Source organism: Stappia indica (assembly GCF_020177335.1).
Lineage (GTDB): Bacteria > Pseudomonadota > Alphaproteobacteria > Rhizobiales > Stappiaceae > Stappia > Stappia indica_B.
In genome coordinates this window covers 946,422-968,269 of record NZ_JAIVMG010000001.1, presented here as the reverse complement: position 1 = coordinate 968,269, position 21,848 = coordinate 946,422, and the positions used below count along the sequence as shown (strand labels likewise).

The window sequence follows — 21,848 nt, the reverse complement described above, 5'->3', positions numbered from 1 at the left end:
CCTCAGGCGTCCTGCGGGTGGACCGGCAGGGACACGGTCACGCGGGTGCCCTTGCCCACTTCCGACTGGATGACCATGTCGCCGCCATGCATCTTCACCAGAGACTGGGCGATGGCAAGGCCGAGGCCCGAGCCCTTGTGGGTCTTGGTGAACTGGTTCTCGACCTGGACAAACGGCTTGGCGAGCCGGGCGATGTCGGTCTGGCGGATGCCGATGCCATTGTCGGAGATGGTGACGGTAACCGCCTTGCCGTCGGTATCCCGGCGGGCATCGAGGGTGACCGAGCCGCCATCGGGGGTGAATTTCACCGCATTGGCGAGCAGGTTCAACAGCACCTGCTTGATCGCCCGGCGGTCGCCGACAAGGGCGAGGTTGTCCTCTGTCTGACGCTCCACGGTGATGGTCTTTTCCGCAGCGGCGGCGGAGATGATACGGGTGGCATCGGCGGCGATGCTGACGAGGTCGACCTCTTCGCGCTTCAGCTCCATGCGCCCGGCCTCGATCTTCGACATGTCGAGAATGTCGTTGATCACATTCAGCAGGTAGCGGCCACTGTCGTGAATGTCGGTGCAGTATTCCCGATACTTGTCGGAGCCGAGCGGGCCGAACATGCCCTGATCCATGATCTCGGAAAAGCCGATGATGGCGTTCAGCGGCGTGCGCAGTTCGTGTGAGATGTTGGCGAGGAATTCGGACTTGGCCTGATTGGCCTCCTCGGCCTTGGTCTTCTCCTCGGAGTATTTCTCGGCAAGCTCGACCAGTTGCTGCGCCTGAACCTCAAGTTTCTGCCGCGACTGGCGGAGGTCCGCGACCGTGGCCATCAGCCGGCGTTCGCTCTCCATCAGCTTTTCCTCATGCCGCTTCAGGGCGGTGATGTCGGTGCCGACGGAGACGAAACCGCCGTCCTTGGTGCGCCGTTCGGAAATCTGCAGCCAGCGCCCGTCGGCAAGCTGAGCCTCGTAGCTGGAGGAGGGATCGCTGCCGTCGCTGCCGATGGTCGGGCTTGCCGACACCACCGTCTGGCGGGCGGAGGCCATGACCTGCGCATAGGGCGTTCCAGCCCGGATCGCCGCGTTTGGCAGGTTGTGCAGGGTCTGGTAGTTGGAGTTGCACATCACTAGCCGGTTTTCCGTGTCCCACAGAACGAAGGCCTCGGAAATCGTCTCGATCGCATCGCGCAGGCGCAGGTCCGCGGTGCGGCTCTGCTCGGCGAGCTGCTTCTGCTCGGTGACGTCGATGCAGATGCCGATCAGGTGCGGCTCGGAAATCCCCGGCTCGCTCTGCACCTCCGCCCGGGCCCTGAGCCAGACCCATTCGCCATTGGCATGGCGCATGCGGAACATCTGGTCGACGGTGGTCTCGCCGGTCTCCAGCAGGCTTTCCGCCAGCTTGTAGAGATCGACGTCGTCCGGGTGGGTGAGGGCGGAAATCTCGGCAAACCCGAGAATATCGTCCCGCGCGGGCATGCCCAGCATTTCATAGAGCGAGGCCGACCAGAAGATGCGGCCGCGCGACAGATCCCAGTCGAACAGGCCGCAGCGCCCCCGGCTCAGCGCCAGGTCGATGCGCGCCCGGGTCGCGGCGTAAATCTGGTCCGCCTGTTCGGCCCGCGTTGCCTGGGCGAAGAAGGCGTAGATTAGCACCAGCAGCACCGAGGCGGTGCCGACAAACAAGGTGACATTGGCCGAGACGCTGGCGCGCCAGTCGGCGAAGATCATGTCCTTGGGCTGGGTCAGCGCCACCATGCCGAGCCGGCCGTTCAGGTGGTGGACGGTGGCATAGGCCTCCTCGTCGGTGTCGGCAGCAATCGTCAGTACGCCGGCGCGGGCACCGAAGACGGTCAGCGGCTGCCCGGCGCCGAGAATGTCGGCGAGAAGCATTCCTTCCCAATCGGTGCGGATCGGTGCGCTGGCAACCACCTTGCCATCCGGATCGGCGACCAGGATCTGGCGTGCGTCGCTGGTGGCGCGCGGTGGCAGGCTGTCGGCGAGCTCTGCCTGAAGCGCGGTGCGGAAGCCCTGTTCGGGCAGGGCGGTTTCGGACAGGCTGAGACGGGCGGCCAGGGTGGTGGCGATCATCGTCAGGTCGTCCTGCGCGCGCCGGTCGGTCTCCTGATGCTCATAGGACAGGATGAGCGCGCGATAGACGGCAAGGGTGGCCACGAAGACGACGCACAGGATCGGAATGGTGCGGCGGAAGATCGGTTCGGCGAGTAACAGGCGCTGATAGGCTGGCTGGGCCAGCAAGCGGATGTGGCCGGTCAGCGACTTACTGTTCCGGTGTTTCCGGATCAAGTCCGCGAATCGACGCGCGGACGCAGTGCCGACAAAGGCGCGCGCCATCGTGGTAGCTCCCGATGTGTCGATTAAGCCGCAAATTAGCCGCAAAGGTGAGCGCGAGGCGCCCTCGAATCAATTTCATTTGAATCGTATTCGTCTGATTTGTCTAGAGTCTCTCAGGAAAAATATGGTTAATCAAAAGTAAATCCCGCCGGGCTTTGCGCATCGGCGCAAAATCCGGCGGGACGCAGCGTCAAATTGAGTTCGTCAGGCCTATTGCAAGCAACGGTCGACGATGTCGCGCACATCCGGCGACAGCTCGCCGGTGGCGGCCACATGGCGCAGCGCCGCCTCCGCCCGGGCCTGCCGTTCCGGTTCGAGCGCCCGCCAGGAACGGAACGCCGACGCAAGACGCGCGGCCACCTGCGGATTGGTCTTGTCGAGGCCAAGCACAACCTCGGCCAGATAGTCGAAGCCGGCGCCATCGGCCTGGTTGAACTGGCTCTGGTTGCCGGTGGCGAAGGCGCCGATCAGAGCCCGAACCCGGTTCGGATTGCCCATCGAGAAGCCGGGGTGGGCGGTCAGCCGCTTCACCGTTTCCAGCGCATCGCCAAAGGGGGCGGTGGCCTGGATGGTGAACCACTTGTCTAGGGCCAGCGGCGTGCCTGCATGCCGGTCCGCGAATGCGGCAAGCGCCTCCTCATGTCCGGGCAGCCGGGCGTGGACGAGAACCCCGAGCGCCGCCGCCCGGTCCGTCATGTTGTCGGCAGCATCGAAATGGGCCTGTGCCAAGGTGCCATCCTGCCCGCCTGTTCCATGGCCGAGATACTCCAGCAGCACGTTGCGCAGGGCGCGGCGCCCGCTCGCCGCCGCATCGGGGGAGAACGGTCCGGGGCTGGTCATGGCGGTGTAGGTGGCCAGCATGGTCTCGGCCAGTGCGTCGGCGATGGTTGCCCGCACCTGTCGCCGTGCCTGACAGATCGCCTCCGGATCGACGTCCTTGCCGATTTCGCGGGCAAGGTCCGTTTCGCCAGGTAACTGCAGGCAGAGCGCGCGGAAGGCCGGATCGAGGCTGTCATCGGCGATGTTGGCGCCGAACGCCTCCACCAGCGCCGGATCGACCGTGATCGGCCGTTGGCTGGCGGCGGCCTGGGTCGCTTTGATCAGCGCACTGAGCGCCACCGACTGCAACGCCTGCCAGCGGTTGAACGGGTCGGTGTCCCGGGCCGCGAGGAACAGAAGGTCCGCGTCGGACAGATCCGATTTCAGGTGCACGGGCGCGGAAAACTCGCGCAGCAACGACGGCACCGGACGGGCCGGCACGTCGGAAAAGACGATCATGTGCGACGGGTTGCGAATGTGCAGGGTGTCGCCGGTCATTTCCGCGCCGGCGACGCTCAAACCGGTCATCTCCGTCCCGTCCGGGCCGATCAGCGCTGCCTTGAGCGGGATCGTCATCGGCTTCTTGGCCGATTGCTTCGGGGTCGGCGGAACGCTCTGGCGCACCGTCATGGTGAAGCGCCGGGCCTCGGGCTCGTACTTGCTGTCAACCGTCAGGGTCGGCGTACCGGCCTGCTCGTACCACAGGGAAAACTGGGCAAGATCGCGGCCGCTCGCCTCCTGGAAACAGGCGAGAAACGCTTCCACGGTGGTGGCTTCACCGTCATGCCGGTCGAAGAACAGGTCCATGCCGGCGCGAAAGTCCTCCGGCCCCAGAAGAGCCTTCAGCATCCGCACCACCTCGGCGCCCTTCTCATATACGGTGGCGGTGTAGAAGTTGTTGATCTCGTGATAGAGCCGCGGGCGCACCGGATGGGCGAGGGGGCCGGCGTCCTCGGGGAACTGATGCGACTTCAACAGCCGCACATCGGCGATGCGCTTGACCGGGCGCGAGCGCATGTCGGAAGAGAATTCCTGATCGCGGAAGACGGTCAGCCCCTCCTTCAGGCAAAGCTGGAACCAGTCGCGGCAGGTGATCCGGTTGCCGGTCCAGTTGTGGAAATACTCATGGGCGATCACCGCCTCGATGCCGGCGTAATCCTGATCGGTGGCAGTGTCCGGGCTGGCGAGAACATACTTGTCGTTGAAGATGTTCAGCCCCTTGTTCTCCATCGCGCCCATGTTGAAGTCGGAAACGGCGACGATGTTGAACACCTCTAGATCGTAGATCCGCCCGAAGACCTCTTCATCCCAGCGCATGGAGCGCTTGAGGCTGTCCATCGCCCAGTCGCAGGCGCCTTCGTTGCCGTGTTCCACGTAGATGTTGAGCGCGACATCGCGCCCGTCGGCGGTGGTGAAGCGGTCGGAGACCCGGGCAAGGTCGCCGGCGACCATGGCGAACAGATAGGCGGGTTTGGGGTGCGGGTCGTGCCAGACCGCATAGTGGCGATCCGTGCCCTCGATCCGTCCAGCCTCCACCGGATTGCCATTGCCCAGGAGCACCGGGGCGTCGCTTTCGCGCGCTTCGATGCGGGTGGTGTAGACCGACAGGCAGTCGGGCCGGTCGAGGAAATAGGTGATACGGCGAAAGCCTTCGGCCTCGCACTGGGTGCAATAGGTGCCGCTTGAGCGGTAAAGCCCCATCAGCTTGGTGTTGGCATCCGGATCGAGCCGGGTCTCGATCTCCAGCACGAAGGGGCCTTCGGGCAGCGCCCGGATCTCCAGCCGGTCCGGCGCGGCGGTGTACTCGTCAGCGGCGAGCGGACGGCCGTCGAGCGCCAGGCTGACAAGATCGAGTTCGTCGCCGTCGAGTACCAGCGGGGTGCCTTGCGCGGCGGTGTCACGGCGCCGGATGGCAAGACGCGCGCGCACCTGGGTCGCCTTCGGGGCGAGGCGAATGTCCAGAGACACGGTGTCGATCGCGAAATCCGTCGGTCGGTAATCTTCCAGGCGAACCGGTGCGGGGGTGTCGGGACGCATCAAGGGCTCCTTGTTTCGGCGGCAGGGCAAGCCCGGAAGGTCCGGGGCGCCCGCTTGGCAATGGCTTGACCACCACGATGTCGGCGAGGACGGGGCGGTGCATTGACCGGTGTCATATTTTGCGGCGGGGAATTGGGGGGCGTTCAGCAGATCTTCCGGGCCTGGGCCACCAGCGCGGCGGTCAGGTCGCTGTCTGGATCGGCCAGCGGGGCGATCACGGTGAAATGGTTCTCTCCCGGGCGAATGTCGAGTGTGGTGTCGACGCCGCCGCGTCCCCAGATGTCGGCGATGATCCGCGATTGCCGCAGGAATTCGGAGGATTCATCGCCGCCCACCGCCGCGATCAGGGCCGTGCCGGCCGGTGCGATCCGGGCAATCGGCGAGGCGGCGATGGCTTCCTGCCGGTCGAGCCGGAGATTGGTGTTGAGCGATGTGCTCACCAGCGGCTGAAGGTCGAACAGGCCAGATATGGCAAGGCCGGCGGGCACGAGGCGCGGCGGCAGACCGCGCTGGCGCCAGTCTGTGGCCAGCATCTCGGCGGTAAGGTGACCGCCAGCCGAATGGCCATAGACGACGACCGGCTTGCGGTAGCGGTCCCACAGATGGGCGATCAGCCGGCGGATTTCCTCGGTGATGTCGCCGATACGTACATCCGGGCACAAGTCGTAGTTGCCGATCACCGTGGGAATGCCATGAGCCACCGGCCCGCGCGCCATGTGCGAGAAGAAGCTGCGGTCGAGCGCCTGCCAGTAGCCGCCATGCAGGAACAGGGCGATGACGCCTCGTGACGGCAGTCCGCCAGCGGGCAGGAACAGGTCATAGGCGGCGCGCGGCGAAAGCTCGTAGGAAATATCCAGTTCCGCGTTCGCTTCATTGCGGTAGGCGGCCGCATCCCGGCGCCAGCCCTCGATCAGCGACGGATGCTCGGGCACCAGAGCCCGGTTGTTGTATTCTGCTTCGTAGTCGATCACGGTCATTGTGGCTCCGGCGGCAGGGCATGCTCGTCATGGCTGCTTAACCGCTCGCGGGGATTGAGTACAGCCGGGAGGAGGGGGCGCCTCGGTGAATCACGTTTGGACTGAAAACCGGAGTATGCTACCCGCAGTGGCAACGGCGAGCGAAGGGTAATCGGTCAAGCATGTTGAAACGGCTGACAGTGTTCGGCACCAAGAGCGTGAAGAGCGTGCGCGGCATTTCGATGACCGCGCTTGTCAGCACGGCCTTCGGCGCGCTTTTGACCGTGTCGATGTTGCTGGTGCTTGGTCTCGCCGTCACCGCGAATATCCGCAACACCTTTTCTCTGCTGAACGACAAGGCGGTGCTCACCACCAATGCCCTGGCGCAGCAGGTCAGCGACCATCTCGATCTTGCCGCCGGCGCGGTGCTGGAGCTGAAGAACCTCTTTGACAACCGTGAGATCGGTCTGGATCAATTCGAGCAGTTGAAGCCGTCCCTGCTTGCCGCGGTCTACTCCAACATGGTGATCGACGTGCTTGTGATCACCGATGTCAGCGGCGAGGAGTTCGGCATCTATCGCGGTGAGACCGGCCGGCTCTGGCCGTTCCAGCGGCAACAGGTGCCGGAGGTTTCCGAGCGCTACGTCCTGCCGAAGGTCACCGCGCGATCCGGCGCGACCTGGGGGCCCCTGGTGCAGGCGAGCGGTGAACTCTATGCCAATGTCACCGTGCCGCTGGTGAACAACGGCATGCTGTCCGGATACCTGACGGCGGCGGTGTCGACGGAGGAGATCGGCAACGCGGTGCGCCAGCTCGACGGCGGCGACGACGCCACGGTCTTCATCCTGGCCAATGGCGATGAGGTGATCGCCTATTCCGATCTGGCGCTGGTGCGGGCGCTGACCGGCAAGTCGATCGACCTGCCGGCCACCATCTCCGAGCTGGGCGATTCGGTCTTGAGCGGCCTGGCGACGGGCGAGTTGATGGAGACCTTCGAAAAGGCCAGTGCCCTGGGGGTCGATGTGCGCGACATCGAATCCCATGACGATGGCCCCGACCACCTGTCGATGACCAAGCGGCTGGAGGGCTATGGCCCGGATGTGTGGATCGTCGGGCAGTACTACGAGGCCTCGACCATCTCGCGCGAGATACGGCGCCTGTTCGGCTCGGCGACCGTCGGGCTTGTCTCGATCGTCATCGCGCTGGTTCTGGCGGTGCTGTTGCTGCGCCGGGCCGCGCGGCCGCTGGAGGAGATCGCCAAGCGCGCGCAATACATCGGGGCGCTGGAATTCGACCGGGTCAAACCGCTGCCGCAAAGCCGCATTCGCGAGCTGGATCAGGTCTATCAGGCCTTCAATGCCATGGTGGTCGGCCTGCGGGCGATGAACACTTATGTGCCCCGGTCGTTGTTTCGCAAGCTGATGCGTCTTGGCATGGATCAGGCGATGGTGGCGCGGGAAATGGAAATCACCCTCGTGTTCACCGATATCGTCGGCTTCACCTCCTTGTCGGAGAACCTGACAGCGGTGGAGACCGCCGAGGCGCTGAACCAGCATTTCGCACTGCTGGTGGCGGCGGTGGAGCGGGAAGGGGGGACCGTCGACAAGTTCATTGGCGACGGGATGCTCGCCTTCTGGGGCGCGCCGGATGCCCGGCCCGACCATGCCCGCGCGGCGGTGCGCGCCTGTGTCGGCATGGCCTCCGCGCTTCGGGCCGACAACCGGGCCTGCGCCGAGCGGGGCGAGCCGCCGATGCGACTGCGCATCGGCATTCACAGCGGCAAGGTGGTCGTCGGCAATGTCGGCGCGCTCGATCGCTGGAACTACACGGTGGTCGGCGACGCGGTGAATCTGTGCGAGCGGCTGCAGTCGCTGGGCCGGGATGTCAGCCCCGACGATGAGGTGGTGATTCTCGCCAGCGAGGACACCATCCGCCGGGCGGGTGGGGGGATTGCCTCGTCTCCTGCGGGCACTCATCGCCTGCGCGGGCGCAGCGGGGCGGTGACCGTCTGGCGGGTCGATGACAGGGCCTCGCCGCTCATTGGCGATCTGCCCGCGGCCTCGTCGGTCGGCGCGGCGGAATAGGTGTTGTTCCCGATCTGGCCGCTGCTCTTCCGGATCCGGCCAGTTTTTTCCCGATGCCGTGCAGGTTTTTGACACCTTGTTGAAAGACCGTACTTGGCAAGGGCGCTGTCAACTGCAAGACATGGAAGTGTGATCTGCCCTGCGCACTGTCTGGACGGGCATGGGGCCTTTCGATTGGTGCGGCGACACCTATAATGGCCGGAAAATTCGCCGGGGAGGGTGGTTTACGTGGATGTGCTGACGGTCGACGGCCTGAGCGTCGACTTTGTGACGAGTGAGGGGCGTGCCCGCGCGGTCGACAACGTGTCGTTCTCCGTTCCCGAGAACAGGACGGTGGCGCTGGTCGGCGAATCCGGTTCGGGCAAGACGGTGATTTCCCAGGCCATCATGGGATTGCTGCCGGAGAAGGCGGAAATCACCGGCGGCCGATTGTTGTTCAACGACATGGCCGGCGGTACCGCGGTGGACATTGCCGCGCTGAACCGCAAGGGAGAGGAGATGCGGGCCATTCGCGGCAACCGCATCGCCATCATCTTCCAGGAACCGATGACCTCCCTGTCGCCGCTGCACACCATCGGTGACCAGATCGGCGAGGCGGCCGAGCTGCATCGCGGCGTCAACGCGGCCGAGGCGCGCGAACTGACCCGGGACATGCTGCGGCTGGTCCGTTTTCCAGATCCCGCCCGGGCGCTGAATTCCTATCCGTTCGAGCTGTCGGGCGGGTTACGGCAGCGGGCGATGATCGCCATGGCGATGATCTGTCATCCGGCGCTGCTGATCGCCGACGAGCCGACAACCGCGCTTGATGTCACGATCCAGGCGGAAATCCTCAAGCTGATCAAGGACGTGCAGAGCGAACTCAGCATGTCCGTGCTGCTGATCACCCATGATTTCGGTGTCGTCGCCAATATGGCGGACGAGGTGGTGGTGATCTACCATGGCCGGATCATGGAAAAGGGTGCGGCAAGCGCCCTGTTCGCCAATCCGCAACATGCCTATCTGAAGGCGCTGCTCAACGCGGTGCCGCGCATCGGCATGGAACCGGGGGAACGGCTGGTGCCGATCCGCCCGATCGAGCCCCATGCGGAAGGGTTTCTGGCAGGGGGGCGGTCGAACGGGGTGGCCAAGGGGGCGCCGCTGGTGCGCCTCGAACATGTCAGCAAGACCTTCCTGACCCGCAAGAGCGGCTTGTTCGGCGGAGGCGCGCATGAGCTTCTGGCGCTGGACGACATCAACCTGACCGTGCGGCGGGGCGAATGCCTGGGGCTCGTCGGGGAATCCGGGTCGGGCAAGACCACCACGGCCAAGGCGATCCTGCGGGCGATCGACATTGACGGCGGCACGATTCACTACGATACCGGCGCCGGGCCGATGGATGTGGCCGGGCTGTCCGGGCCGGCGTTGCTCGACTATCGCAAGCGGGTGCAACTGATCTTCCAGGATCCGTTCTCCTCGCTGAACCCGCGCATGACCGTCAACGATATCCTGCTGGAGCCGCTGATCATCCATGAGGTGGGAACGCCGGCGGAGCGGGCCGAACGGGTGCGCGAGCTGATGCGGCTGGTCGGGCTCGACCCGCGTTTCCTGCGCCGCTATCCGCATTCCTTCTCCGGCGGCCAGCGTCAGCGCATCGGCATCGCAAGGGCGCTGGCGCTCAATCCGGAGTTCATTCTGTGCGACGAGCCGACCTCGGCGCTCGATGTGTCGGTTCAGGCGCAAATCCTGAACCTTCTCAAGGACCTGAAGTCGGAACTGGGGTTGACGTATCTGTTCGTCAGTCACAATCTGGCGGTCGTCGACTATATCGCCGACCGGGTTGCGGTGATGTGTCGGGGGCGCGTGGTGGAGATCGGGGAAACCCGAAGCGTGGTCGAGGAGCCGCTGCATCCCTACACCCGCGCGCTGCTGCGCTCGGTGCCCGAGCCGGATCTTGACGCGCCGCTCGACTTTGCCGCGCTCGACGAGCAGCGCGCATCCGAGCCGTCGTTGTGGCCCGAACCGTTCCGCCTGACCGACGGCACCGCGCCGGTGCTCGTCGAAATGAAGCCCGGTCATTTCGTCTGCGCGCCCGGCGCATCCGCTACACGGCCCGAGCCGGCCAGGGAGGCTATTCTATGAGCTGCCGTTTTCCTCTTTCCGCCGGCGCCCTTGTCGGGGCTGCGCTTGCCTTCGGGGCAGGCTTCGCTCTGTCGCCGGCGCTGGCGCTCGATCTCAAGGAGACGCCCATGCTGGAGGCGCGGGTCGGCAAGGACCTGCCGCCGGTGGGCGAGCGCCTGCCGAGCGAGCCTCTGGTGGTCGACCTGGAGGCCAAGGGCCGGGTCACGGGCCAGCAGGGCGGCGATATCGATACGTTGATCGGTCGCTCCAAGGACGTGCGGCTGATCAATGTCTGGGGCTATGCCCGCCTCGTTGGCTATGACGAGGAGCTCAATCTGGTCCCGGACATCCTCAAGGATTTCGAGGTGGAGGAGGGCCGCAGGTTCACCTTGCACCTGCGCGAGGGGCACAAGTGGTCGGATGGCGCGCCGTTCACCTCCGAGGACATCCGCTTCTGGTATGAGGATGTGGCGCTGAACCCGGAACTGCAACCCTCCGGTCTGCCACCATTCATGCTGGCGGGGGGCGAACCGCCGCTATTCGAGGTGCTCGACGAAACCACGGTGCGCTTTACCTGGGACACGCCCAATCCGCTGTTCCAGCCGGAACTGGCCAAGTCGCGCCCGCCGTTCATCTATCGCCCCGCGCATTACCTGAAGCAGTTCCATGCCAAATACGCCGATGAGGCGGAGATCAAGAAACAGGCAGCGGTACGCAAGCTGCGCGGCTGGGCGCCGCTCTTCAACAAGCAAGACGACATGTACAATGCCCGCAATCCGGATCTGCCGACGCTGCAGCCCTGGGTGCGGTTCGAGGATGCCGGCGAGCGGCGCTTCGTGCTGGAGCGCAATCCCTATTACCACCGGGTCGACACCGCCGGGCAGCAGCTTCCCTATGCGGACCGGGTGGTGATGACCGTGGCCGACGGCAAGATCATCCCGGCCAAGACCCAGGCGGGCGAGGTCGATCTTCAGGCCCGCAATATCGGCTTTTCCGACATCACCATCCTCAAGCAGGGCGAGAAGACCGGCGACTACAAGACCCTGCTCTGGCCGATCAGCAAGGGCTCGGAAATCTCCCTGCTGCCCAACCTGACGGTGAAGGATCCGGTCTGGCGCAAGACCCTGCGCGACACCCGCTTCCGCCGCGCTCTGTCGCTCGGCATCGACCGGCAGATGATCAACCGGGCGCTCTATCTCGGCTTCGGCACGCCGGGCAACGACACCGTTCTGTCGCGCAGCCCGCTGTTCAAGCCGGAATACCGCGACGCCTACGCCGAGTTCGACCTTGCGGCGGCGAATGCGCTGCTGGACGAGATGGGGCTGACCGAGCGGCGCGGCGACGGCACCCGCCTTTTGCCCGATGGCCGGCCGCTGGAAATCATCGTCGAGGCCAGTGGCGAAAGCCAGGAACAGCTCGATGCGCTGGAACTGGTGGGCGAGACCTGGAAGGAGATCGGCGTCAAGCTGTTCGCCAAGCCAAGCCAGCGCGACACCATGCGCGAGCGGGCGCTGAGCGGTTTCCTGGTCATGTCGGTCTGGAGCGGCTTTGAGAACGGCATTCCGACCTCGGAAATGCCACCGGAGGATTTCGTTCCGGTGCGCGGCGATTTCCTCTCCTGGTCCCTGTGGGGCGATTACTACGAAACCGAGGGCAAGACCGGCGAGAAGCCAGACTGGGCGCCCGCCGCACGGCTGGTCGAGCTCTACGACCGCTGGCTGGTCTCCGCCTCGCCGCAGGAGCGTGCCGCGATCTGGCAGGAAATCCTGCAGATCCATGCCGATGAGACCATCCACATCGGCCTTGTCGCCGAGGTGCGCCAGCCGGTGGTGGTCAAGGGGCTGGGCAATGTGCCGAAGGAGGGGATCTACGGCTGGGATCCTGGTGCCCATTTCGGCATTCACCGCATGGACGAATTCTTTGTGAAATAGGCTTGGCGGCGCGGCCTGCCGCGCTTCCGATGTCCGCGATTTGACGACAACGACGACGCATTCGCCGGGACGGCGGTCCCGAGGGAAACAAGGACGGGTTGATGCTCTACTACATCCTGCGCCGGGTGGTGACGATGATCCCGACGCTTCTGGTGATCAGCTTCCTGACCTTCATCATCATCGAGCTTCCGGCCGGTGATTATATTTCCAACCAGATCGCCGCCCTGAAAGCGGCGGGCGAAAGTTCGTCCGTGGCAAAGCTGGAGTTCCTGCGGGCGGAATTCGCGCTCGACCGGCCGTTTCTGGAGCGCTACCTGATCTGGGTCGGGCTGTGGCCCGGCCCGCATGGGTTCGACGGGTTGTTGCAGGGCAACTGGGGCTGGTCGTTCGAGTATGAAAAGCCGGTAGCGGACGTGATCGGGCCGACGCTGCCGATGACGATCATCCTCAACATGGCGACCATCCTGTTCGTCTATGTCGTCTCCTTCCCGATTGGCATCTACTCCGCCACCCGCCAGTATTCCTGGGGCGACTACGGCTTTACGTTTGTCGGCTACATCGGCCTGGCGACGCCCAACTTCCTGCTCGGGCTGATCATGCTCTATCTGGCGAACCGCTGGTTCGGCCTGTCGATCGGCGGGCTGATGGATCCAGAGTACATCGGCCGGCCGATGAGCGTCGACAAGATGCTGTCGATCCTGGCCCATCTCATCGTACCGACCATCGTCATCGGCACCGCCGGAACGGCGGCGATGATCCGGCGACTGCGGGCCAACCTGCTCGATGAACTGCACCGGCAATACGTGACCACCGCCCGGGCAAAGGGCATGCGCGAAGCCCGGCTCCTGGTGAAATACCCGCTGCGCATGGCGCTCAACCCGTTCATCGCTGACATTGGCAACCTGATCCCCTCGCTGGTGTCCGGCTCGGTGATCGTGTCGGTGGTGCTCAACCTGCCGACGGTGGGGCCGGTGCTCTTGAACGCGCTGCAGTCGCAGGATCAGTTCCTGGCCGGCTTCATCCTTCTGTTCGTCGCCATTCTCACCCTGATCGGCATGCTGGTGTCGGACCTGCTGCTGGCGGTGCTCGACCCGCGCATTCGCCTTGGCGGGAGGGCCGCGTCGTGAGCGTGAAGGACGAGGCCGGCGCCCCGGTGGAGCATTACGTCAATCCCGAACCGTTCGATCCGGCCCAGGCCGAGACGCTGACGGCGGAGCAGGAGGCCTATTATCAGGCCTCGCAGTGGAAGATCATGTGGTGGAAGTTCCGCCGTCACAAGGTGGCGGTCTGGTCCGGCGTGATCCTGCTTCTGTTCTACCTGTGCGTCCCCTTCGCCGAGCTGATCGCGCCCTATTCCGCGAACGAGCGGTCCAACGATCACCTATATGCCCCGCCGCAGCAACTGCGGCTGTTTCACGAAGGGTCGTTCGTCGGCCCCTTCGTCTATGGGATGACCTCCAGCATCGACCTTGAAACCGTGAAATGGGTGTTCGAGGAAGACCGGACCGACGTGCAGCCGCTCCGGTTCTTCTGCAAGGGGCCGGACTACCGGTTCTGGGGGCTGGTCGAGGGCAGTTTCCATCTGGTCTGCCCGGCCGAGGGCGGCACGCTGTTCCTGCTCGGTACCGACCGGCTCGGGCGCGATGTGTTCTCCGGGCTGGTCTATGGCGCGCGCCTGTCGCTCACGGTCGGTTTGATCGGCGTGACCATCTCGATCGTGCTGGGGCTGTTCTTCGGCGGGCTCGCGGGCTTTTTCGGCGGGGTCATCGACAGCCTGATCCAGCGGCTGATCGAGATCCTGCGTTCCCTGCCGGAACTGCCCTTGTGGATGGCCCTGTCGGCGGCATTGCCGGTGACCTGGTCGCCGGTGTGGATCTATCTCGGCATCACCGTCATTCTCGGTCTGCTCGACTGGCCAGGGCTGGCCCGCGCTGTGCGCTCCAAGCTTCTGGCCCTGCGCGAGGAGGAATACGCCAAGGCGGCGACGCTGATGGGCGCGCGGCCCTCGCGGGTGATCCGCAAGCATCTTCTGCCCGGCTTCACCAGCCACATCATCGCCTCGGCCACCTTGTCGATCCCGGCGATGATCCTTGGCGAGACCGCACTGTCCTACCTCAATCTCGGCCTGCGCCGGCCGGCGGTCTCCTGGGGGGTGCTGCTCAACGAGGCGCAGGATATCTCCGTGGTGGTGGTCTATCCTTGGCTGATGGCGCCGGTCATCCCCATCATTATCGTCGTTTTGGCGTTCAATTTCCTCGGCGACGGTTTGCGTGACGCCGCGGACCCTTATAAGTGACGGGAAACAGCAGTTGCCGTGACCGGCAAGGCTGAGATCCAGGACGCCAACCGGAGAATGCAGATGGCCAAGAACGCGAACACCTCCGCCGGATGGGACGAGGAGTACCGGGCCGGGCGCTGGGCGTTCCTGCGCGACCTGCCCGAGAGCGGACGCTATGGCATCATCGGCATGTGGCTGGCGCTGAACGATGCGATGGACAGCGTGCTGGACATCGGCTGCGGCGAGGGCCTGTTGTACGAGCGCCTGCAGCCCATGGGCATCAAGCATTATGTCGGCGTCGATCTGGCCCCGGCCGCGCTGAACATCGCCGAGGTCGATCCGCAGATCGCTTCGCTGCGCGCCGGCGACATGCACACCTTCGCGCCCGCCGAGGGCGAGACCTTCTCCGCCATCGTCTTCAACGAGGTGTTGCACTTCGCCGAGGATCCGGCGGCGGTGGTCGCGCGCTTCGTGCCGTTCCTGGCTCCTGGCGGTGTCATTGCCATTTCGATGTATTCGCCCAAGCGGCTGGAGTCCGGCGCCAACCGGCTGATCGCCCGGCTGTGGGAGGCCACCGACGGTGACGACTGGCAGGTGCTCGACGATTACCGCCTGACCTCGGACAAGAAGAACGTCACCTGGCGCCTGCGGCTCTTGAAGCCGGCGGCTTAGCCGCTGGCTGGGTGTGATGACAAAGGTCCTTTAGGGGCGTCTTCCCGGACGAAGCGAAGCGAAGATCCGGGACCGGAGGGCCACGGCCTTTCGGGGCGGGGCGATTGAAAACGCGGGTCTTTGGGCTCCCCGATCCCGGCTCGGGGGCCGGGATGACGCCGTGAAGAGAGGCAAGGGCTCTCTGCTCCGGTCATCGCCCCCCACTCGGCGTCCTCCCGGACGAAGCGAAGCGAAGATCCGGGACCGGAGGGCCACGGCCTTTCGGGGCGGGGTGATTGAAAACGCGGGTCTTTGGGCTCCCCGATCCCGGCTCGGGGGCCGGGATGACGCCGTGAAGAGAGGCAAGGGCTCTCTGCTCCGGTCATCGCCCCCCACTCGGCGTCCTCCCGGACGCAGCGTAGCGGAGATCGGGATCAGGGAGCCACGGCGTTCGGCTCCAATCCATTGGAATGCTTGCCTTCCGGCTCTTCGATCCCGGGTCGCGCTGACGCTTACCCGGGACGCCGGACGTGTCCTTGCCGTTTTTCAGCAGTCTGGACCGACGGCTTAACCGCCGGCTGTCCCGGCGGCAGTGTCAGCGCCGGCAGGGGCGGGATCAACTCGCCGATCCGGGCGAAACGGGCGCCCGGATGCTCACCCAGAATCTCGAACACCCGGTCGAGGAAGTCGAACGAGGCATCGGTTTGCGCCAGATGGTGCGACAGGATGCCGATCGGCTCATCCGGGTTGGTGCGCCGGCGCGCCAGCTGAAAATCGAACCGGAGCGCCGCGCTGCGCCAGCCGATGAAGCGCCGGTCCTTCTTCCACTTGATCATGTCGATGTGGGTCTGCACCTGGGCAAAGGCGCGGGGGTGGAACACGGTGAAGGTTGACAGCGCCCGCACCCCCACCTCTGGCAGGCGCCGGGCGATCTGCGGAGCGATCCGGTTCCACGGCGGCACCAGAACCGGCTGAAACCGCTCTGCGAACAGGGCGGACAGGCGGGCCGCGCCCTCGCGCAATTCGGCAATTGCCGCGTCCGGATCCCTCCGGCTGCCAAGCTCGGCGGCCTTCTCTCCGCGTGCCTTGTCCTGGAAATTCTGGTGGCAATAGCCATGCAGCAGCACGCTGGCACGTGTCTCGCCGGAAAGCCTTTCGGCCAGCGCCGGCTGCACGTCCCGGGGGATGACCGCCAGCGCCACCTCGATGCCGTGGCGGTTGGCGATGGCAAGCAGCCGGTCGAGCGCCGGGGTCGGCTCGATGGCGTCATCGTCGCGCCACCAGAACGGCACGCTGTGCCCACGTGCCGCGAACCAGTCGAGGTGGCGGGTGAGGCCGTCGCGAAACAGCAGGAAGTCGGGATCGGCGGCGGTCATCGCGGCGTCATGGCCTCAAGGTCAGCAAGGAGAAGGTCGGCGCTGGCCTCAGCGCCGCCGAACCGGACCTTTACCGGACGGCGGGGCAGGGACAAGGCATCGTCGGCGGCGGCGGCAAGGCGCTCCGCCGTCAGGCCGGTCTCGCTGGTCACCACCGCCCGGCCATGGCGGGCGAGCGCTTCGGCGCGCTGCTGCTGCTCGGTCTCGCGGATCTGGGCGAAAGGCACGAACACCGCCGGAACCCCCGCATGGAGAATATCGAGCACCGTGTTGTAGCCGGCCTGGCTGACCGAGAGCCGCGCTCGCCCGAGAAGGGCGGGAAAGTCGCTTCTGGCCCGCTCGACAATGACGCCATGGCCGGCACGGGCGGCGAGCTCGGCGAACCGGTCCTCGGCGATGCCGTGCCCGGCGAGAAGCCGCCAGTGGCAATCGCCGGCCCGCCGTGACAGGGGGCGAGCGTCAAGCGCCGCATCGAGCAGCGCTTCGCCGACAGCGCCGCCGCCGCAGGAGACGATCACCTCGTCCGTGCCGTCGGCCTCTTCGGCATCCGGGAGGCGATGCCCCGAACGGGAAACGGTTGCGGGTCGGAATGCCTCGACGAAGCCGGTGTAGCGCACCAACTCAGCAACGCGGTCGGCGAAGGGGAAGCTGTCTTCCAGCCGAATGAAGTCCGGATCGGAATGCACCAGAACCCGGTCGTAGAAGGCGAGCGCCTGATCGGCCATCCACTCTTCCTTCCACAGTTCCTGCTTGCGCACGAGAATATCGCGGATCGAGGCGGCGATCAGTGACGGGCGGGGGCGGGCCCGCGCCGCCTCCAGCAGCGGCCCCATCTCGAAGGCGAAGGGGCGCCGGCCAAAGGGCCAGGTTTCGGTGAGGAGCAGGTCGAAGGGGCGGCCCTCATCGCCAGCGGTAAAGGCCGCAAGCGTGGCATCGCGCCGGGCCGCCTTCCAGGCGTCGTCGATCTCCACCCCTTCCGGGGTCAGGAAACGGTTGAACCGGGCGTCCGCGGTGCGCACGGGCGGAAGGGCGATGGTGCGCAGCCCGGCAAGGTCGAGTGTCGGCGGCGGCGTGTTGCCGGTGGCCAGCGTGACCCGGACGCCGCGCGCGGCCAGCGCCCGGCCGATGGCGGCGGCACGCACCACATGGCCGGTGCCAAGCAGATGCTGCACATGGATGAATGCGGAAAAGCTCATGACCGGGGAGCGGTAGCGCGGCCCGCCCGGTTGCGCAAGGCCGTCTCGATCAGCGCATTGAGCCGGGCGGTGCCGCTGGCTAGCCCATGATGAGCGGTGACATACGCCCGGCCGGCCGCGCCAAACCGAGCAATCCGCTCCGGTGCGGCAAGCAGCGTCTCCAGATTGGCGGCAAAGGCGGTGCTGTCTCCCTCCGGCGACAGCAGCCCGCTTTGGCCGTCGGCGACCACATCGGGAACGCCGAAGGCGTCGCCGCCGACCACCGCCAGCTCGGCCGCCTGCGCCTCCAGAAAGACGAAGCCGAAGGCCTCGCGGATCGCCGGCCAGACGAGAACGTCATGCCGGGCGTAGAGCGCGGGCATTTCCCTCTCCGGCACGAGACCGGCGAAGCTGCAGCGTGTCGCCGGGAACAGCGCTTCGATGGCGGCCCGGCGCGGTCCGTCGCCGGCGATTGTCAGCGTCCAGGGCAGGTGTGAGAGCCGGGACAGCGCTTGGGCGAGCAAGCGGTAGGATTGTTCCTTCGCGCCCTCGCGCATCATGCCGACGGCAAGAAGACGCGGCGGCGTGCCGGGCGCGCGTTCGATCCGGGGATGGGAGGCGAAGGCCGAGGTGTCGAGGAACGGCGGCAGGATCGTCAGCCGCTCCTCGGGCAGGACCTCGGCGAGGCAGGCGTGATCTGCCCGGTGCAGCGCTGCCACCATATCGGCCCGGGCAAGGGCGGCATCGGCGGCGGCAAAGCCATGGGCCCAATCGCCGGTTCGGCGCTTCGGTGCCCGGCTGGCCTCGATCACCACGTAAGGGATGCCGAAGCGATCCGCGAGCGCCGGGCCGATCCAGTCCGGCGCCTTGTGGTAAAGGTGGTAGGTAAGGAACAGGTCCGGACGATACCCCTCGCGCGCCCACTCGTCGCCGATCCGCGTGGCCTCAGTCAGTGCCTGGCGCTCCACCTCCTCTTGTGCGGCAACGCCGCCCTCCGACCGCCAGGCGCGGAACCGGCTGGCCGTGCGGACCTCATGTCCGCCGGCCGTGAGCGCGGCGACGATCTGCCGCCCGGTGGTCCGGTCGCCGGAGGGCTGCGGATCGTCCAGCGGTTTCATCGGCGCGGTGAAGGCGATGCGCACGGCGGGGCTCCTGCTACTGGGCGGCGACCGGTTCGGCAAGCAGCGGGCGGAAGCGCTCGGCCAGCCGGTCGAGCCCCGGTGCGCTGGAGAACCGGGCGCGCACGTCGTCCGCCGCCGCCCGGCCGAGCCGGTCGCGCTGCGCCGGATCGCGCATCAGCCGCTGAAGCGCCGCACCAAGGGCGGCCGGATCGCCCGGCGGCACCAGAACGCCGGTCTCCCCGTCGCGGATCAACTCCGGAATGGCCGAGACCTGCGTTGCGAGGCAGCACAGCCCCATGGCCTGCGCCTCCATCAGCACATTGGGGAGCCCGTCCCGGTCTCCCGATTTCGCCACCTTCGAGGCCAGCACGAACAGATCGGCCCGCTGCGCGGCTGCAATCACATCCTCGCGCGGACGCGCGCCATGCCAGGTGATGCGGGCGGAAAGTCCGAGCCGGTCCGCCTCTTCCGCCAGCGCGGTGGCCAACTCGCCGCCGCCGATATGATCGAAATGCCAGTCGAGCCCGGCGGGAAGGGCGGCGAGCGCCGTCAGCAGATCGTCATAGCCCTTCTTTTCCACCGCCCGGCCGACCGAGAGGATCCGCACTGGACCGCCGGTACCGCCGTCGGCGCTGGCCGGCGTGGGGGAGGGCGCGGGGAAGGGGGAGAAGTCGAGCCCGTGGTAGAGCAACTCGACCTTGCCCGGCGTTGCCGACAGGGCGTTGAGGTGATCGGCGTTGACCTTGGTGCAGGTCACGCCCCAGGCGGCATCGTCGATCTTGGTGCGCAGGTCCCATTCCGGGCTGGTCCAGATGTCCTTGGCATGGGCGGAAAACGACCAGCGCCGGCCCGACAGATGCGCCGCATAGCGCGCCACCGAACAGGGGGTGTGCAGGTAGTGGGTGTGGATCCAGGCAATGTCGTCGGGCAATTCATGGGCGAGAACGCAGGCCTGGCCCCAGCGCCGCTGCCGGCCGGCGTTGCTCTCGCGGGCATAATCCGCCTCGAACAGGGCGCGCGCGGCCGCATAGGTCGGTTGGGCCTTCGCCCATTTGCGCGCCCGCGCCACCCGCGCCGGATCGTCCTTCAGGTATTCGGGCAGATAGAGCACATCGGCGGAGATCTGCCGGTGCACCTCGTGAATGAACGGGTCGTAGGGTTTGCGCAGGGCGATGATCAGCGCGCGGATCCCGCGCTGCTCAAGACCAAGGATTTCCTGCGCGATGAAGGTTTCCGACAGGCGCGGATACCCCTTCATGATGATGGCGAGGCGGGACATGGGGAGCAAGGATCTCCGGTAAGGCCCGCGCTGCGGGCAGGTCACATATGAGAGGGAGCCGCCGCCCAGGTCGATACCGGCGAGGCCGGTGGCGGCGCCCGAAAGATGAGCGGGGCGTGGGACTCGCGTCCGGCGGACACGCTCTATGCGGTATTGGTCAGCCCCGTGGCCAGCGGCGATGCCTCGTCCAGATCGGCCCTGCCTTCAAGGATCCGTTCCACCCGGTCGCCGATCACTTCCAGTCCGCCCAGAAGGTTGTTGACGCCGGCGGCGGAGGGTGGGGCCATGCGCGGCAACTGCACCAGCGCATCGATCATCTTGTCCACATCCGGATATTCGTCGATGGGCAGCACCTTGAGCAGGCCAATGGTTTCCGCGCGCGTCGCCCGGATCGACTGCTCGCGCCGGGGAATCACCCGTGGCACCATCAGTGTCGGCTTGTCGAAGGACAGGATCTCGCAGAACGTGTTGTAGCCGCCCATACCGACGATCGCCCGGGCGCCAGCCATGTAAGGCTCGATTGTCGGCAGGAACCGGAGGATGTGCACGTCGCGCAGATGCTCCGCCCGCTCCAGGAAGTCGGTGGCGGCGGACGCGGGCATGAACGGACCGAGCACGATCAGCGCGGGGAACAGCGGCTGGCTGCGGGCCTCATAGGCGCGCATCACCCAGTCGACCATCTCCACCCCATCGCCGCCGCCGCCGGGCGTGACGAGAATATACGGCTCGTCATCGAAGGGCAGGGGCTCGGTGATGCGCGCATCGTTCGGCACATGCCGGCGCAGGTATCCGGTGTTGATTGCCTTGCCATGCACGTCCGCGGGCAGACCCATGCCGGCGAGCGGGTTGTGCAGATCCGGCGGGCCGTAGATCCAGATTTCGTCGTAGAGGTCCTTCAGGGCCGGATCGACGTTCTTGCGCGTCCATTCCTCTCGCAGCATCTGCGGATCGTCCATCACATCGCGCAGACCGAGGATCAGCCGGGTGTTGCCGCGCTGCTTGAGCATTTCGAGCGTGCCGAGGATCTCGCCGCGCAGGCCGAGCGGCTCCTTGTCGACGATCAGGATATCCGGATCGAACACCTGGGCGGTGTGCTCGATGATCGAGGAGCGGATCGCCAGGATGTGCTCGATGTTGAGCGACAGCGAGAGCGGCGTGTATTCGCCGTTGCGCAGCTTGATGACGCCGGGGATGCGGACGAAATCCACCTGTGTGCGAAACTCGAAACTGCCGATGATCGGCGAGCCGGAGAGGATCAGCACCGACATGTCGGAGAATCTGCGCGCCAGCGCATGCGCGATCGCTCGGCATCGCCGCAGGTGTCCCAGGCCAAAGGAATCGTGGCTGTAGATCAGTACTTTCGGGGAGGATTTCGTCATTCGTGCCCGTTTGAACAGCGTAACCGTTTTCGCCGCACGACCACGCGTCCCCTTATGTTTGTCTTTGTCTACCCCTCACCGCACACGGACGCAAGGCTGGCACGCAACCAACTGGTAGCAAGGTGGTGTGACGGTGCATTCTTGCAACGTCGATGCCCCGCGCATGCAAATGCCGGCATTCGAGCCGGTCAGAACTGGCGCATTGAAAACAGCGCGTTATGATACGCCGCCCGACCCGCGATGAGGAGCGGGACTTAGGTGTTTCGCATCCGGTAGGTCCATGGAAAAAAGCCTTTTCAGTTTTATCTGGCGGTACAGTGCAC

General features: G+C 65.9%; 14 protein-coding genes. 6 read left to right on the top strand and 8 right to left on the bottom strand.

Translation table 11 applies throughout. The features are described 5' to 3' along the window. Positions 1–2: 2 nt before the first annotated feature. The 3 genes from LC062_RS04180 to LC062_RS04170 form a co-directional block, all read right to left on the bottom strand. On the bottom strand, positions 3–2,342 hold the full coding sequence (locus LC062_RS04180; protein ID WP_224909738.1) for a PAS domain-containing sensor histidine kinase: 2,340 nt from the start codon (positions 2,340–2,342) through the stop codon (positions 3–5). 210 nt (positions 2,343–2,552) lie between these two features. Continuing rightward, positions 2,553–5,198, bottom strand: coding sequence for an aminopeptidase N (pepN, locus tag LC062_RS04175; protein WP_224909737.1), 2,646 nt, complete (start codon positions 5,196–5,198; stop codon positions 2,553–2,555). A 143-nt stretch (positions 5,199–5,341) separates the two neighbouring features. Next, entirely contained in the window at positions 5,342–6,175 is an 834-nt protein-coding gene (locus LC062_RS04170; protein WP_224909736.1) for an alpha/beta hydrolase, read from the bottom strand. Positions 6,176–6,336: 161 nt separating this feature from the next. On the opposite strand from LC062_RS04170, the gene LC062_RS04165 reads away from it, so the two are divergent. The 6 genes from LC062_RS04165 (at position 6,337) to LC062_RS04140 (ending at position 15,216) form a co-directional block, all read left to right on the top strand. Next, a complete protein-coding gene (locus LC062_RS04165; RefSeq protein WP_224909735.1) occupies positions 6,337–8,238 on the top strand; it encodes an adenylate/guanylate cyclase domain-containing protein in 1,902 nt (633 codons plus the stop codon). Between the two features lie 228 nt (positions 8,239–8,466). Further along, a complete protein-coding gene (locus LC062_RS04160; protein WP_224909734.1) occupies positions 8,467–10,356 on the top strand; it encodes an ABC transporter ATP-binding protein in 1,890 nt (629 codons plus the stop codon). Beyond that, a complete protein-coding gene (locus LC062_RS04155; RefSeq protein WP_224909733.1) occupies positions 10,353–12,266 on the top strand; it encodes an ABC transporter substrate-binding protein in 1,914 nt (637 codons plus the stop codon). The genes LC062_RS04160 and LC062_RS04155 overlap by 4 nt, the downstream gene beginning before the upstream one ends. Positions 12,267–12,367: 101 nt before the next feature. Next, entirely contained in the window at positions 12,368–13,393 is a 1,026-nt protein-coding gene (locus tag LC062_RS04150; RefSeq protein ID WP_224909732.1) for an ABC transporter permease, read from the top strand. Continuing rightward, complete coding sequence (locus LC062_RS04145; RefSeq protein ID WP_224909731.1) at positions 13,390–14,562, top strand: ABC transporter permease; 1,173 nt, start codon at positions 13,390–13,392, stop codon at positions 14,560–14,562. The genes LC062_RS04150 and LC062_RS04145 overlap by 4 nt, the downstream gene beginning before the upstream one ends. Before the next feature lie 63 nt (positions 14,563–14,625). Then, positions 14,626–15,216 (top strand): class I SAM-dependent methyltransferase, encoded by a 591-nt coding sequence (locus LC062_RS04140; protein WP_224909730.1) that lies wholly within the window; start codon positions 14,626–14,628, stop codon positions 15,214–15,216. Positions 15,217–15,707: 491 nt separating this feature from the next. Here LC062_RS04140 and LC062_RS04135 read toward each other — a convergent pair whose 3' ends face one another. From LC062_RS04135 to LC062_RS04115, 5 genes are all read right to left on the bottom strand, one after another. Beyond that, on the bottom strand, positions 15,708–16,571 hold the full coding sequence (locus LC062_RS04135) for a polysaccharide deacetylase family protein (protein WP_224909729.1): 864 nt from the start codon (positions 16,569–16,571) through the stop codon (positions 15,708–15,710). Further along, positions 16,568–17,767: a glycosyltransferase family protein gene (locus LC062_RS04130; RefSeq protein WP_224909728.1), complete on the bottom strand. Its 1,200-nt coding sequence runs from the start codon at positions 17,765–17,767 to the stop codon at positions 16,568–16,570. Before LC062_RS04130 ends, LC062_RS04135 begins: the two co-directional genes overlap by 4 nt. Continuing rightward, positions 17,764–18,888, bottom strand: coding sequence for a glycosyltransferase family 4 protein (locus tag LC062_RS04125; protein WP_224909727.1), 1,125 nt, complete (start codon positions 18,886–18,888; stop codon positions 17,764–17,766). Before LC062_RS04125 ends, LC062_RS04130 begins: the two co-directional genes overlap by 4 nt. 13 nt (positions 18,889–18,901) lie before the next feature. After that, positions 18,902–20,146, bottom strand: a complete 1,245-nt coding sequence (locus tag LC062_RS04120; protein ID WP_224909726.1) for a glycosyltransferase family 4 protein — start codon at positions 20,144–20,146, stop codon at positions 18,902–18,904. Between the two features lie 143 nt (positions 20,147–20,289). Continuing rightward, a complete protein-coding gene (locus LC062_RS04115; protein WP_224909725.1) occupies positions 20,290–21,525 on the bottom strand; it encodes a glycosyltransferase family protein in 1,236 nt (411 codons plus the stop codon). Between the last annotated feature and the right edge of the window lie 323 nt (positions 21,526–21,848).